Origin of the sequence: Isoptericola sp. NPDC060257 (assembly GCF_042726645.1) — a bacterium.
Classification (GTDB): Bacteria; Actinomycetota; Actinomycetes; order Actinomycetales; family Cellulomonadaceae; genus Isoptericola; species Isoptericola nanjingensis.
In genome coordinates this window covers 1-14,395 of the sequence record NZ_JBHXAW010000096.1, presented here as the reverse complement: position 1 = coordinate 14,395, position 14,395 = coordinate 1, and the positions used below count along the sequence as shown (strand labels likewise).

General features: G+C 73.5%; 10 protein-coding genes. 7 read left to right on the top strand and 3 right to left on the bottom strand.

Annotated elements, in window-relative coordinates; genetic code table 11:
* Window positions 1-26: 26 nt before the first annotated feature.
* Window positions 27-2,246, bottom strand: a complete 2,220-nt coding sequence (gene glgB / locus ACFWEK_RS10100) for a 1,4-alpha-glucan branching protein GlgB (protein WP_430553960.1) — start codon at window positions 2,244-2,246, stop codon at window positions 27-29.
* 110 nt (window positions 2,247-2,356) lie between these two features.
* Between glgB and ACFWEK_RS10095 the strand changes: the two genes are divergently transcribed.
* Window positions 2,357-3,370: a LacI family DNA-binding transcriptional regulator gene (locus tag ACFWEK_RS10095; RefSeq protein ID WP_430547589.1), complete on the top strand. Its 1,014-nt coding sequence runs from the start codon at window positions 2,357-2,359 to the stop codon at window positions 3,368-3,370.
* On the opposite strand, the gene ACFWEK_RS10090 is transcribed toward ACFWEK_RS10095, so the two are convergent.
* Together ACFWEK_RS10090 and ACFWEK_RS10085 are read right to left on the bottom strand one after the other, a co-directional pair.
* Window positions 3,367-5,499 carry an alpha-galactosidase gene (locus ACFWEK_RS10090; RefSeq protein ID WP_430553959.1) on the bottom strand — a complete coding sequence of 711 codons (2,133 nt, stop codon included), beginning with the start codon at window positions 5,497-5,499 and terminating at the stop codon, window positions 3,367-3,369. The two genes, ACFWEK_RS10095 and ACFWEK_RS10090, sit on opposite strands and share 4 nt — an antisense overlap.
* Window positions 5,496-6,782, bottom strand: coding sequence for an ROK family protein (locus tag ACFWEK_RS10085; RefSeq protein ID WP_430553958.1), 1,287 nt, complete (start codon window positions 6,780-6,782; stop codon window positions 5,496-5,498). The genes ACFWEK_RS10090 and ACFWEK_RS10085 overlap by 4 nt, the downstream gene beginning before the upstream one ends.
* Before the next feature lie 129 nt (window positions 6,783-6,911).
* Here ACFWEK_RS10085 and ACFWEK_RS10080 point away from each other — a divergent pair, with 129 nt between their 5' ends.
* From ACFWEK_RS10080 to ACFWEK_RS10055, 6 genes are all read left to right on the top strand, one after another.
* Window positions 6,912-8,606: an ABC transporter substrate-binding protein gene (locus ACFWEK_RS10080; protein WP_430553957.1), complete on the top strand. Its 1,695-nt coding sequence runs from the start codon at window positions 6,912-6,914 to the stop codon at window positions 8,604-8,606.
* A gap of 39 nt (window positions 8,607-8,645) precedes the next feature.
* The gene (locus tag ACFWEK_RS10075) at window positions 8,646-9,635 is read left to right on the top strand and encodes an ABC transporter permease (protein ID WP_429766949.1); all 990 of its coding nucleotides are present in this window, start codon (window positions 8,646-8,648) and stop codon (window positions 9,633-9,635) included.
* Window positions 9,636-9,649: 14 nt separating this feature from the next.
* Window positions 9,650-10,717: an ABC transporter permease gene (locus tag ACFWEK_RS10070; RefSeq protein WP_430553956.1), complete on the top strand. Its 1,068-nt coding sequence runs from the start codon at window positions 9,650-9,652 to the stop codon at window positions 10,715-10,717.
* Window positions 10,714-11,649, top strand: coding sequence for an ABC transporter ATP-binding protein (locus ACFWEK_RS10065; RefSeq protein ID WP_430547584.1), 936 nt, complete (start codon window positions 10,714-10,716; stop codon window positions 11,647-11,649). The genes ACFWEK_RS10070 and ACFWEK_RS10065 overlap by 4 nt, the downstream gene beginning before the upstream one ends.
* Window positions 11,646-12,572, top strand: a complete 927-nt coding sequence (locus ACFWEK_RS10060; RefSeq protein ID WP_430553955.1) for an ABC transporter ATP-binding protein — start codon at window positions 11,646-11,648, stop codon at window positions 12,570-12,572. Before ACFWEK_RS10065 ends, ACFWEK_RS10060 begins: the two co-directional genes overlap by 4 nt.
* Window positions 12,569-14,395, top strand: a 1,827-nt coding sequence (locus ACFWEK_RS10055) for a beta-galactosidase (RefSeq protein WP_430553954.1), incomplete at its 3' end; no start/stop codon positions are given. The genes ACFWEK_RS10060 and ACFWEK_RS10055, both read left to right, overlap by 4 nt.

The following is a 14,395-nucleotide window of genomic DNA, read 5'->3' as shown; positions in this document are numbered from 1 at the left end:
AGTCAGCACGCTCGATTCGTCGAGGGTCAGTCCGCGCCGGGGCGCAGGACGAGGGCGCCGAGCGGCGGCACCCGCAGCGTGACGGAGTGCCGCCGCCCCTTCCAGGGCACGTCCTGGGCGTGCACGCGCCCGAGGTTGCCGACGCCGGAGCCGCCGTATACCTCGGCGTCCGTGTTGAGGACCTCGTCCCAGGCGCCGCCGTCGGGCAGCGCGAGGCGGTACCCCTCGTGCGGCACGCCCGCGAAGTTCACGACCACGACGGCGGGGTCGCCGTCGGCGGACCGGCGCACCCACGAGAGCGTGTCGTGGTCGGCGTCGTCGGCGTCGAGCCACTCGAACCCGGCGGTGTCGAAGTCCCGCTCCCAGAGGGCGGGCGTGGCCCGGTAGAGGGCGTTGAGGTCGCGGACCAGGCGCTGCACCCCGGCGTGGCCGGGAGTCTCGAGCAGCCACCAGTCGAGGCCGGAGCCCTCGTCCCACTCGGCGTCCTGCGCGAACTCCTGGCCCATGAACAGCAGCTGCTTGCCGGGGTGCGTCCACTGGTAGGCGAGGAAGGCGCGCACGCCCGCGAGCTGCTTCCACCGGTCGCCCGGCATGCGGCGCAGCAGCGAGCCCTTGCCGTGCACCACCTCGTCGTGGCTGATCGGCAGCACGTACTGCTCCGAGAACGCGTAGACCAGCGAGAACGTCAGCTCGTGGTGGTGGTAGCGCCGGTACATCGGGTCGTGCGCGACGTACCGCAGCCCGTCGTTCATCCAGCCCATGTTCCACTTCAGCCCGAAGCCGAGCCCGTCCGCGTCGGTGGGCCGGGTGACGCCGGGGAAGGCCGTCGACTCCTCGGCGATCATCATCACGCCGGGGGAGCGGCGGTAGGCGGTGGCGTTGGCCTCCTGCAGGAAGGCGATGGCCTCGAGGTTCTCCCGCCCGCCGCGCACGTTCGGCTCCCACTCGCCGGGCTTGCGCGAGTAGTCGAGGTAGAGCATCGACGCGACGGCGTCCACGCGCAGGCCGTCGGCGTGGAACTCCTCGAACCAGTACGTCGCGTTGGCGACGAGGAAGTTCCGCACCTCGCGGCGGCCGAAGTCGAAGACGAGCGTCCCCCAGTCGGGCTGCTCCCCGCGGCGGGGGTCCGGGTGCTCGTACAGCGGGCCGCCGTCGAACCGCGCGAGGGCGAACTCGTCGCGGGGGAAGTGGCCGGGCACCCAGTCGAGGATGACGCCGACGCCGGCCTGGTGCAGGCGGTCCACGAGGTACCGGAAGTCGTCGGGGTGCCCGAACCGCGCGGTCGGCGCGTAGTAGCCGGTCACCTGGTAGCCCCAGGACCCGCCGAACGGGTGCTCCGCCACGGGCAGCAGCTCGACGTGCGTGAAGCCGTGCTCGACGACGTAGGCGGTCAGCTCCTCCGCGAGCTCGCGGTAGCCCAGCCCCGGCCGCCACGAGCCCAGGTGCACCTCGTAGACGCTCACCGGCCCGGCGTGCGGGTCGGACGCCGCGCGGCGCGCCATCCACTCGCCGTCCGCCCACTCGTACGCCGAGTCGACGACGACCGACGCCGTGGCCGGCGGCACCTGCGTGCCCTTGGCGAGCGGGTCGGCCTTGGCCCGCCACACGCGGTCGGCGCCCAGCACCTCGAACTTGTACCGGGTGCCCTCGCCCACGCCGGGCACGAACAGCTCCCACACCCCGCTCGCGCCGAGCGAGCGCATCGGGTGCACCGTGGTCCAGCGGTTGTGGTCGCCCACGAGGCGCACGCCCCGGGCGTTCGGCGCCCAGACGGCGAACGCCGTCCCGTGGACGTCGCCCAGCGCGCTCGGAAAGCGGCGGGGGTTGGCGCCGAGCGCGCGCCACAGCTCCTCGTGGCGGCCCTCGGCGATCAGGTGCAGGTCCACCTCGCCCAGGGTGGGCAGGAAGCGGTACGGGTCGTCGACGGTCTGGACGTCGTCGTCGTAGCGGGTGCGTACCCGGTAGTCCGGGGCGTGGCGCCCGCCGCCGGCGTCCACGCCCGCCGGCACCACCGACTCCCACACGCCCGCCGCCACGTGCCGCCCCGGGTGCTCGCCGTCCGCGGTCACGACCGTCACCTCGTCGGCCAGCGGCCGCAGCACCCGCACGACGGCCCAGGCCCGGTCGCCCGGCGAGCCGTCGTCGTCCAGCAGGTGCGGCCCGAGCACGGCGTGCGGGTCGTGCAGCGTGCCCTGGGCCAGGGCGGTCAGCACCTCGGGGTCGACGGGCGGTGGCGACGGCGTCATGCGCCCACGATTCCACGGACGTATGTCGGGCGCGTTCCGACGCGCGGCCCGACCCCGGGCGCGGGCAGCGGCCCGGCGAGGCATACCATCCTGCTCGGGAAGGAGAGCGGATGGCTCGGATCACGATCGCGGACATCGCCCGGCGGGCCGGTGTGTCCACGGGGGCGGTGTCCTACGCCCTCAACGACCGCCCGGGCGTCTCCGACGAGACCAGGGCGCGGATCCTCGGGGTCGCGGCGGAGCTCGGGTGGGTGCCGAGCCAGGCGGCCCGGGCCCTGTCCGGCGCGCGGGTGGAGACGATCGGCCTGGTGCTCGCCCGCGCCCCGGAGACCCTGGGCTTCGAGTCGTTCTACATGCAGTTCATCGCGGGCATCGAGCAGGTGCTCACGGAGCGCTCGTACGGGCTGCTGCTGCAGGTCGTGCCCGACATGGACGCCGAGACCCAGGCGCACCGGCGCTGGCACGCCGCCCGCCGCGTCGACGGCGTGATCGTGGTCGACCCCCGCAAGGACGACCCCCGGATCGCGGCGCTGTCGGAGCGCGACGCCCTGCCCGCCGTCGTCGTGGGCGACCCCGAGTTCGCGGGGAACCTGCCCGCCGTGTACACCGACGACGCCACGGCCCTGCGCGAGTGCGTGCGCTACCTCGCCGGGCTGGGGCACCGCAGGATCGGCCGCGTGTCCGGCACGGAGGGCTTCGGGCACACGACCATCCGTGACCTGGCGTTCGACGACGAGGCGACGCGCGCGGGCGTCGTCGCCCGGGTGGCGCGGGCGGACTTCACGCCGGACTCCGGTGCGGCCGCCACCCGCTCCCTGCTGGAGACGGACGACCCCGTGACGGCCGTGATCTACGACAACGACGTCATGGCGTTCGCCGGCCTTGGGGTCGCGCACGGGCTCGGGGCCCGCGTGCCCGAGGACGTCTCGCTGGTGGCCTGGGACGACTCGCCGCTGTGCCAGGCGGCGTACCCCCGGCTCACCGCGCTCAGCCACGACGTGACGAGCTACGGGGCGCACGTGGCCCGGCGGCTGTTCGAGCGGATGGCCGGGGCCGAGGCGCGGGCGTACCGCGACTCGACCCCGACCCTCACGGTGCGGGGGAGCACCGGCCCGCCGGCCTAGGCCGGAGCGAGGTGCAGCACGAGCGCCTGGACGGGCCACAGCGTCGGCAGCTGCAGCCCGACCTCGGCGAGCACCCGGCCGGGCAGGGTGACCGGTCCGTCGCCGAGCCAGCCCGGCGTGACCCAGCCCCAGCGTGACTCCCCGATCTCGTCCCGCAGCCGCACCGTGTACCGCCGCTCCGGGTCGAGACCGTCGATCCGCAGCCGCTCCGCGAGCGCGTCCTCGGGCGACGCGACGGTCGCGACGGTGACGACGGCCTCCGACCGGTCCCGGGCGACCACGGTGCGCACCCGGAGGGCGGGGTCGGCGGTGTCGGGGTGCCGCACGGTGCCCGAGTGGAGGAGGCCACGCAGCTCCTTGTAGAGCGCCGCGAACGCGGTGATCCGGGCGGTCTCCTCCGGGGTGCAGCCGAGGATGTCCCACTCGAACCCGGCCGAGCCCTGCAGCGACGTGGCGATCCGGTACGACAGGTCGGTGGCCCGCCCGGAGGAGTGCGCGGGCGAGGGTCCGACGTGCGCGCCGACCAGCTCGGGGGGCAGCACCAGCTCGGTCCAGCGCTGGACGTCCTGCCGCTCCACCGGGTCGTTGGAGTCGGAGGCCCAGACCCTGTCGGTGCGGGCGAGGATGCCGAGGTCGGTGCGCGCCCCGCCCGAGGAGCACGACTCGATCTCCAGCGCGGGGTGGTCCTCCCGGAGCCGGTCCAGGAGCCGGTAGGCGGCCAGCGTCTGGGCGTGCGTGCCGGGCGCGCCGTCGTGGACGGGCTCGACCAGGTCCCGGTTGTGGTCCCACTTGACGAAGTCGATGCGGAGGTCCGTCACGAGCGCGGACATCTGCCCTCGGACGTGCTCCCACGCGTCGGGGTTCGCCAGGTCGAGCACGTACTGGGCGCGGAACGACAGGCCGTCGGGCGACGGCACGGAGGCGGGGTTGGCCAGGATCCAGTCGGGATGCCGGCGCGCGAGGTCCGAGTCGAGGTTGACCATCTCCGGCTCGAACCACAGGCCGAGCTGCATCCCCAGGCCGTGCACCAGCTCGGCGAGCGGCTCGAGGCCGTCGGGCCACACACCTCGGTCGACCACCCAGTCGCCGAGACCCTTGGTGTCGTCCCGGCGCGCGGGGAACCAGCCGTCGTCGAGGACGAAGCGCTCGACCCCCACCTCCGCCGCCCGCCGGGCGAGCGCGAAGAGGCGCTCGGGGTCGTGGTCGAAGTACACCGCCTCCCAGGTGTTGAGCACGAGCGGCCGGGGCGAGCGCGGGTGCTCGGGGCGCGCGCGCAGCCAGGTGTGGAACCGTGCCGCGACGCCGTCGAGGCCGCCGTCCGACCAGGCGAAGTACGCCGTCGGCGCGCGGTACGACTCGCCGGGCGCCAGGACGAGCTCGCCGGGCCGGAGGAGCTCTCCCGCGCCGAGCAGCGAGACGTGCTCGGTGACCCGGTCGACGCGGTGGCGCACGTCGGCGCTCCAGCCCAGGTGGGCGGCCCACACCCGGCCCTCCCCGGCGCGGGGCGCGCCCTCGGAGGCGAGGGTCACCCACGGGCCGTCGTGGCCGCCGCGGCCCCGGCGGGACTCGCGCACGGTGGTCCCCCGTGGCATCGGGGTCGTGAGCGGGGACTTCTCGCGCGTCCACCGGCCGCCGAACGTGGTGAGGTGGTCGGCCGTCTTCGGCACGGGCAGGGCCGCCTCGAGCCAGGCGACCTCGAGACGGTCGGCGCCGTCGTTGACGAGCTCGTGGTCGAGCACGACCAGGCCGCCGGGGCCGACCTCCACGCGGGTGCGCAGGGTGAGGCCACCGGTCGCGTCGACGGCGGTGATGATCGCGCTCGCCTCGTCCGGGCGGTCCACGGAGGACTCCCACCGGGGGTACACGGGGCCGCCGGCACGCGTGACGAGGAGGCCGGGGCGGCCGGACCAGCCGTCGGACTCCTGCGGCAGGAGCGGCAGGCGCCAGGCGGCGTCGAGGGTGCCGGGCGGCGTCTGGCGGCTGGTCGCCCGGAGGAGGGCGTGGGCGGCGTCGTCGTCGAGCGGACCGAGGTCCGCTCCCCAGTGCACGACGGCGGGCAGGCCGTGCGTCGGCAGGTGGAGGACGAGGGCGGTCCCGTCGCGGTGCAGGACGTGGTGGTCGGTGGTCACAGGGCTCCGATCGTGGCGGGCTGGTCGGGTTCGGGCTCGGGCTCGGGGCTGAGGTCGGTCGTCGGTCGGGGTCGGGCACGCCCCAGGGGCAGTCCCGTGTCGGGCGCGCCGCGCAGCACCGTGAGGGCGCCGCCGACGGCGGCGGCCGTGGCGACCTGGCCGGAGAGCGCCACCCGGGGCGGGCTGAGAGTGCGGCTGAGGGCGTGCTCGGACAGCGCGGCGCCGACGACGCGGCGGTACAGGGGGCCGGCCGTCGCGAACGCCGGGCCGGCGAGCAGCACGGTGTCCACGTCGAAGAGGTTGACGAGGACGGTGGCCGCCTGGCCGACCCGGCGGGCGGACCGGGTGAGCAGGTCGGTGGCGGCGGCGTCGCCGTCGCGCGCGGCGCGGGCCACGCGCTCGAAGTCGGCGAGCGTGTCCTCGGCGGGTCCCCGCACGCCCCAGCGCTCGGCGACGTCGCCGCGGGCCAGGGCCTGGGCGACGACGGCCGCCGGGCCCGCCACCGCCTGCGTGCACCCGCGGTTGCCGCAGACGCAGGCGGAGCGCGCGTCCGGGAGCGGGACGTGGCCGATCTCGACCGCGTTGGAGGCGCGCCCGCGGTAGGCGACGCCGTCCACGACGACGGCCCCGCCGATCCCCGAGGCCATGTAGACGAGCCCGAACGTCTCGGTGTCGAGCTCCCGCGTCCACAGCTCGCCCACGGCCGCCGCGGTCGCGTCGTTCTCCAGCAGCACGGGCAGGCCCAGCCCGGCGGCGAGCCGCGCCGTCAGCGGGAACCTCTCCCACGCGGGCGTGGGCTGCGCGGTGAGGAGCATGCCCCGCTCCCGGTCCTGCGGGCCGTGGGTCACGAGGCCCACGCCGAGCACACGGTCGCGGGGGACGCCGGCGCTCGCGAGCAGGTCGCCCACGTGGTCGACGAGCGTCCCCACGGTCCGGTCGGGCGAGCGCCGTCCGGAGCCCCGCAGCCCGGCGCTCGCGACCGTCGCACCGGCGAAGTCGACGACCACCGCCGTCGTGGTCGTCAGGTCGACCTGGATGCCCACGGCGTACCCGGCGTCCGCCGTGACGCTCAGCAGGCGGCGCGGCTGGCCGCGGCCGCGCTGCTGGACCCCGGTCTCGTGCACCAGACCGAGGTCCAGGAGCCCCCGGACGACGTGCGTGACGGTCGGGGAGGTGAGGCCGGAGAGCCGGGCCAGCTCCACCCGGCTGATCGACCCGCGGGTCCGCACGAGATCGAGCAGACGGCGCGACGAGACGACCTGCGCGACGCCGTCCAGCAGCATCTACCGCCTCCTTGCGTGAGTGACCTACGGCACTTGACCGCTTAAGTTAACCATGGCAAGAATACCCACGAGCGCCGACGACGGCGCCGCTGGAGCCGGCTCTGGTGCCGGCACGAGAAAGGACCGCAGATGTTCCTCAGGACAGGAATCCGTCGGCGCGGCGCGGTGCTCGCCGGTGTCGCGGCCCTCGGTCTCGCCCTCGCGGCGTGCTCCGGGGGCGGCTCGGCCGGCAGCTCGGGCGGCTCGGGCGGGGGCGCGGACAGCACGCTCGTCGCGTACACCGGCCAGGCCGGCGACTACCAGATCAACTTCAACCCGTTCTCGCCCTCGAAGATCGGCGGCCTCGGGACCATCTACGAGCCCTTGTTCTTCTACAACAAGGCCGAGGTGCGGGACCCGGTGCCGCTGCTGGGCACCGAGCAGGCGTGGAACGACGACGGCACGGAGCTGTCCGTCACGCTGCGCGAGGGCGTCACCTGGAGCGACGGCGAGCCCTTCACCGCGAAGGACGTCGAGTTCACCTTCACGCTCCTCAAGGACAACCCCTCGATCAACAGCGGCGGCTTCGACGGGACCGCGAAGGCCGTCGACGACACCCACGTGACGTTCACGTTCGAGCAGCCCGCGTTCGTCAAGGGGCCGGACGTCATGAACACGCCGATCGTGCCCGAGCACCTGTGGAAGGACATCAACCCCGTCGAGGACGTCATCGAGAACCCCGTGGGCACGGGGGCCTACCTGCTCGACAGCTTCAAGCCGCAGGCGTTCACGTACAAGGCGAACCCCGACTACTGGGGCGGTGAGCCTGCCGTCACGAACATCCGCTTCCTGTCGCTGTCGGGCAACCAGGCCGGCGCCGACGCGATCGCGGCCGGCACGGTCGACTGGCAGACCGGCCCCATCCCGGACATCCAGAACACCCACCAGAACTTCCCGAGCTACGACGCGTACACGCAGTGGCAGAACCAGATGGTGCTGTCCACCTGCTCGAGCGCGGAGATGGGGTGCACGGGCCCGCAGACGGACCCCGCCGTCCGCAAGGCGCTGTACTACGCGATGGACCGCACCCAGCTCAACAAGCTGGCGTTCATGGAGACCGCGAACGAGATGTCCCCGGTCTTCACGCTGACCCCCAGCCAGGACGAGTTCGTCTCGGACGCGGTGACCGAGAAGACCGCCCCGATGACGGCCGACCCCGACAAGGCGGCGCAGCTGCTCGAGGACGCCGGCTGGGCGAAGGGCTCGGACGGCATCTACGCCAAGGACGGCGAGAAGCTCACGCTCACGGTCGAGGTCGTCACCGGGTGGACGGACTACATCACCGCCCTGGACACGATGGCCTCCCAGGCGAAGGCGGCCGGCATCGACCTCCAGACCGCGCAGTCGTCGTGGAACGAGTGGACGGAGAAGAAGGGGTCGGGCAAGTTCGAGCTCGCGATCGACTCCCTGTGGCAGGGGCCCGCTCCCGACCCGTTCTACCTCTACAACTACTTCTTCGACTCGGGCTCCGGCGCGAAGGTCGGCAAGTCGGCGGGGAACAACTACTCGCGGTACTCCAACCCCGAGGTCGACAAGGCGCTCGACGAGCTGGCGAAGCTCCCGCTCGACGACGCGGCGGCGCGCCAGCCGTACTTCGACACCATCCAGGAGCAGATCCTCGAGGACATGCCGTACGTGCCGATCCTCACCGGCGGCACGACGAGCGTGTGGAACACGGCGAAGTTCAGCGGCTGGCCGTCCGACGACGACCTGTACGCCTTCCCGGCCGTGTGGTCCGCGATGGACGCCGCCGAGATCTTCAAGATGATCCAGCCGGCCGGCTGACATGACCCGAGACGTCGTCCCCGAGGAAAGCACCCTGCCGTGAACTACTTCCTGCGCAAGATGGGCTTCTACGTCGTGGCGCTGTGGGCCGCGCTGACGTTGAACTTCGCGATCCCCCGGCTCCTCCCGGGCAACCCGGTCGACATCCTGCTCGCCAAGCTGCAGCAGCGCGGCGGGACGGTGACGCCCGAGACCCGGGAGGCGTACGCCCTCCTCCTCGGGGGCGACGACTCCCAACCGTTGTGGAACCAGTACGTCGACTACCTGAACAACCTCGTCCACGGTGACCTGGGCGTGTCGGTCAGCTACTACCCGGCGCAGGTCACGGACGTCATCGCGCAGTCGCTCCCGTGGACGGTGGTCCTGGTGGGCATCGCCACCGTGATGGCCGCCGTCCTGGGCGTGACGCTCGGGGCTTTCGTCGGGTGGAAGCCCGGCACCTGGCTGGACTCGCTGATCCCGGCGACCACCCTCCTGGCGGCGGTGCCGTACTTCTGGCTGGCGCTGATCCTGGCGTACGTCCTGGCCCGCGTGCTCGGCTGGTTCCCGCTGCAGGGCGGCTACGACGTCGTCCTCGACCCCGGCTGGAACGCGGAGTTCATCCTCTCCGCGATCCACTACGGCGCCCTGCCGGCGCTGACGATCGTGCTCGCCTCCGTCGGGGGCTGGCTGCTCGGGATGCGCAACATGATGGTCTCCACGCTGTCCGAGGACTACGTGCTCACCGCCGAGGCCAAGGGGCTGTCCCCGCGCACGGTGCTGCGCTCCTACGCCTCGCGCAACGCCGTGCTGCCGTCGGTCGCCGGGTTCGCGATCTCGCTCGGGTTCGTCGTCTCGGGGTCGGTGATCACCGAGCAGGTGTTCTCGTACCCCGGCATCGGCGGACGCCTGCTCGGGGCCGTGACCAACAACGACTACGCGCTCATGCAGGGGCTGTTCCTCGTCATCACGCTCGCCGTGCTCGGCGCGAACCTCGTGGTCGACCTGCTGTACGGCCTGATCGACCCGCGCACCCGAGCCCGGTCCTGAGAGGAGGCACCGTCATGACGAACCTGAGTCCTGCGAACGAACCGTCCCTCGTGGACGAGGCCGAGGCCGCGGAGGTGGCGGGCGACCGCGCCGGCGGCGCGCCGCGCTCCGGCTGGCGCATGCTCCTGCCCACGATGACGCCCTGGCTGGCCGTCGGCCTGGTGCTGGTCGGCGTCATCACGCTCTTCGGCATCTTCGGCCCGTACCTGGTCGGCGACCCGCGGCAGATCCGCGACATCGGGCTGACCCCGCCGTCGGCCGACTTCCTGCTCGGCACCACGCAGACCGGCCAGGACGTGCTCGCCCAGCTGGCGTACGCGACCCGCGGCTCGCTGCAGATCGGCCTGCTGGTCGGCGTGTTGGCCACCGCCCTGTCCGCGTTCTTCGGCATCTACGGCGCCTACCGCGGCGGCTTCGCCGACGAGGCGTTCTCGCTGCTCTCGAACGTCTTCCTGGTGATCCCCGGGCTGCCGCTCGTGATCGTCATCTCCGGCTTCGTGCCGCGCGAGAGCCGTGGCCTGTGGACCATCGCCGTCGTGCTGGCGGTGACGAGCTGGGCCGCGTCGGCGCGGGTGCTGAGGGCCCAGACCCTGTCCGTCCGCAACCGTGACTACGTGGCGGCGTCGAAGGTCTCGGGCGAGAAGCCGTGGCGCGTCATCGTCGTCGAGATCCTGCCGAACCTCCTGCCGGTGATCGCGTCGCAGTTCGTCTTCGCGGTCATCGCGGCGATCCTCGGCGAGGCCGGCCTGTCGTTCATCGGCCTCGGGGCGTCGAACTCCGCGACGCTCGGCACGATGCTCTTCTACGCGCAGAACGGCTTCGCCCTCTCCCTCGGCGCCTGGTGGTGGTTCGTGCCGCCGGGCCTGGTGATCGCGCTGTTCGGCATGGGCCTGTCGCTCATCAACTTCTCGATCGACGAGATCATCAACCCCAAGCTCAAGAACCTGCGCCAGCACCGCAGGCGGGCCCGCAAGGCCGCCCGCCTCGAGCGCGAGCTGGCCCGCGCGCACCGCCGGTCGCGCCCGCAGGAGCCGGACGCGGTCCGCGAGGCGGACGGCGCGAAGGAGGTGTCCGCGCGATGACGACGACCCTGGTGCACGACGAAGGGACCGCCGCCCGCGGCGGCCGGACGGAACCGGTCCTCACGGTCTCGGACCTCACGGTGGTCTACGAGGTGGAGCAGCCGGTCACGGCGGTGAAGGGCGCGAGCCTCACGCTGCACCGCGGGGAGATCCTCGGCCTCGCCGGCGAGTCCGGCTGCGGCAAGACGACGCTCGCCTACGCGGTCAACCGGCTGCACCGGCCCCCGGCGCGGATCGCGTCCGGGAGCATCACCTTCCACGACCGCGACGGTGCGGACGTCGACGTGCTCGCCCTGGAGGACTCCGCGCTGCGCGCGTTCCGCTGGGACAAGCTGTCGATGGTGTTCCAGGGCGCGATGAACGCCCTCAACCCGGTGACCACCGTGCGGGCACAGCTGCGGGACACGCTGCTGGCCCACCGGCCGGGCACGCCGCGGGCCGAGGTGCGCCGCCGGTCGGAGGAGGTGCTGACCCGCGTCGGCGTGGACCCGCGGCGCCTCGGGTCGTACGCGCACGAGCTGTCCGGCGGCATGCGCCAGCGCGTCATGATCGCGATGGCGATGCTGCTGGAGCCCCAGATCATGATCATGGACGAGCCGACGACGGCGCTCGACGTCGTCGTGCAGCGCGACATCCTGCGCGAGATCGTGCGACTGCGCGACGAGCTCGACTTCGCGGTCGTGTTCATCACCCACGACCTGCCCCTGCTGCTCGAGATCAGCGACCGGATCGCGGTCATGCTGGCGGGCGAGATCGTCGAGCTCGACACCGCCCAGCGGCTGTACCGCGAGGCGCGCCACCCGTACACCCGCAAGCTCCTCGGCTCGTTCCCGAGCCTGTCGGGGGAGCGGGGCGGCTTCATCCGCAGCGGCGTCGACGACTTCGCCGACGCCGGCACACCCGTGCAGAACGCTCAGGAGGACCGAGCATGACCCGCGTCCACGTGTCCGACCTGGTCAAGGACTACTCGATCCGCACGGGGCTGCGCCGGTCGCGGCTGCGCGCCGTCGACCACGTGAGCCTCGACCTGGTCCCCGGGCGCACCGTGGCCCTGGTGGGGGAGTCGGGCTCCGGCAAGTCGACGATCGCGAAGATCCTCACGCGCATGGAGAAGCCGACGTCGGGGACGGTCGACGTGCGCCTCGACGACGACACCCCGGTCCAGGGGTCGCTGTACCGGCGCCAGGTGCAGATGGTCTTCCAGGACCCGTTCGCGTCGCTCAACCCGTTCCACTCGATCGAGCACCACGTCGCCCGTCCGCTGCGGATCCACCAGCGCACCCGCACGGCGCAGGAGACGCACGAGCGGGTGGTCGAGATGCTCGAGCGGGTCAACCTCACGCCCGCCGAGGACATCGCCCCACGCCGGCCCCACGAGCTGTCCGGCGGCCAGCGGCAGCGCGTCGCCATCGCCCGTGCCCTCGCCCCGGGCGCCCAGGTGCTCATCGCCGACGAGCCCGTGTCGATGCTCGACGTGTCGATCCGGCTCGGCGTCCTCAACCTGCTCGGCCGCCTGCAGCGCGAGGACCGCCTCGCCGTTCTCTACATCACGCACGACCTGGCGACCGCCCGGCACTTCTCCGACGAGATCGTCGTGCTGTACCGGGGGCGGGTCGTGGAGCGAGGACCGGCCGACGCGGTGATCCTCGACCCGCACCACGACTACACCAAGCTCCTCGCGACGGCGGCACCGGACCCCGAGCGGGTCGACCGCGTGACCCTCACCCAGGAGGGCACGGACCGCGGCGCCATCGACAACAGCGTCTGCTACGACCACTTCGCGGGCGAGTGGCAGGAGGCCGGCGTGCCCGCGGCGCAGGCGCGGGGCGGGGCGGCCGCCCGGAGCACGTCGTGACGTCGGCGCCCACCACGACCGCGACGCGCTGGCCGACCGACGGCCTGTCCTACGGCGGCGACTACAACCCCGAGCAGTGGCCGCGGGAGGTGTGGGACGAGGACGTGCGCCTCATGCGCGAGGCGGGCGTCAACCTCGTGACCCTCGGCGTCTTCGCCTGGGGGACCGTGGAGACCTCCGACGGCGTGCGGGACTGGTCGTGGCTGGACGACGCGATCGAGCTGCTGCACGCCCACGGGATCGCCGTCGACCTGGCCACCCCCACCGCGGCGCCGCCGAGCTGGCTCCTCACCGCGCACCCCGGCATCGCGCCGGTGCTCGCCGACGGGTACCGCGAGCCCGCCGGGGGACGCAACGCGTGGTGCCCGGAGTCGGCCGTCTACCGCCGGTACGCGCTGCGCCACGTCGAGGCCCTCGCCCGCCGCTACGGGAACCACCCGGCCGTGCGCCTGTGGCACGTGGGGAACGAGCTGGGCGGTGGGAACGCCCGCTGCTACTGCGACGACTCCGCGGCGGGGTTCCGGCGGTGGCTGCAGGCCCGGCACGGCGCCCTCGAGGCCGTGAACGTGGCGTGGGGCACGGCGCAGTGGGGCCACCGGTACGGGGAGTGGGACGAGATCATGCCGCCGCGCGGCCGGCACGGCGCCCCCAACCCCGGGCTCTACCTCGACTACGAGCGATACTCCTCGGACGCGCTGCTGGCGCACTACCTGGCGGAGAAGGAGGTCCTCGAGCGGCACTCCGCCGCGCCCGTCACGACCAACCTCATGGTCGGCGCCGGGGCCCAGGTGGTCGACTACGCGTCGTGGGCGCCGCACACGGCCGTCGTCGCCAACGACCACTACACGCTGGTCGGCGACCTTCCGGCGGGCGACCGCGAGCACGATCTCGCCCTCGCCGCCGACCGGGTGCGCGGGATGTCCCCGGGGCGTCCGTGGCTGCTGATGGAGAGCTCGACCGGCGCCCCGAGCTGGCAGCGCCGCAACCGCGCCAAGGACCCCGGGGAGATCGTGCGGCACTCGCTCGGTCACGTCGCCCGGGGGTCGGACGGCGCGATGTTCTTCCAGTGGCGCGCCTCGCGCGCCGGCGCCGAGCAGTTCCACTCGGCGATGCTCCCGCACAGCGGCACCCGGTCGCGGGTGTGGCAGGAGGTCGTCGAGCTGGGCGGCCACCTGCGCTCGCTGGCGGAGGTCGCCGGGACGGCCGTCGAGCCCGCCCGGGCCGCGATGGTGGTCGACGACCCCGCCGGGTGGGCCCTCCAGCACGGCCTGATGCCGCACCGCGAGCTGTCGTACGGGCGGGAGCTGCGGGCCTGGCACCGGGCCCTGTGGGACCGGCAGGTGGTGTGCGACGTCGTGCCGCCCGGCGCGCCGCTCGACGGCTACGACCTGGTCGTCGTGCCGACGCTCCTGGTCGTCGACGACGACGCCGCCGCGCGGCTCGCCGCCGTCCCCGCGCGGGGCGGCACCCTGCTCGTGACCTACCTGTCCGGCGTCTGCGACGACGACGGCCAGGTCCGCACCGGCGGCTTCCCGGGCGCGTTCGCCGACGTGCTCGGCGCCTGGAGCGACGAGCTCTACCCCCTCCAGGAGGGGCAGGCCGTCCGGCTGGACGACGGCGGCGAGGCGACCGAGTGGACCGAGCGCGTCCACCTCGACGGGGCGGAGGCCGTGGTCCTGTACGCCTCGAGCTCGCTCGCGGGCGGGCCGGCCGTGACCCGGCGCGAGATCGGCGACGGCGCCGCCTGGTATGTCTCGGCGGCGCTCGGCGCCGACGGCGTGGGGCGGCTCGTCGACCGGCTCGTCGAGGACAGCGGGGTGCCG

Bases quoted from the DNA above. Each gene is read 5' to 3' on its own strand.
- ACFWEK_RS10080 (WP_430553957.1), top strand. From the start codon at position 6,912: ATGTTCCTCAGGACAGGAATCCGTCGGCGCGGCGCGGTGCTCGCCGGT.
- glgB (WP_430553960.1), bottom strand. From the start codon at position 2,246: ATGACGCCGTCGCCACCGCCCGTCGACCCCGAGGTGCTGACCGCCCTG.
- ACFWEK_RS10065 (WP_430547584.1), top strand. From the start codon at position 10,714: ATGACGACGACCCTGGTGCACGACGAAGGGACCGCCGCCCGCGGCGGC.
- ACFWEK_RS10095 (WP_430547589.1), top strand. From the start codon at position 2,357: ATGGCTCGGATCACGATCGCGGACATCGCCCGGCGGGCCGGTGTGTCC.
- ACFWEK_RS10070 (WP_430553956.1), top strand. From the start codon at position 9,650: ATGACGAACCTGAGTCCTGCGAACGAACCGTCCCTCGTGGACGAGGCC.
- ACFWEK_RS10060 (WP_430553955.1), top strand. From the start codon at position 11,646: ATGACCCGCGTCCACGTGTCCGACCTGGTCAAGGACTACTCGATCCGC.
- ACFWEK_RS10085 (WP_430553958.1), bottom strand. From the start codon at position 6,782: ATGCTGCTGGACGGCGTCGCGCAGGTCGTCTCGTCGCGCCGTCTGCTC.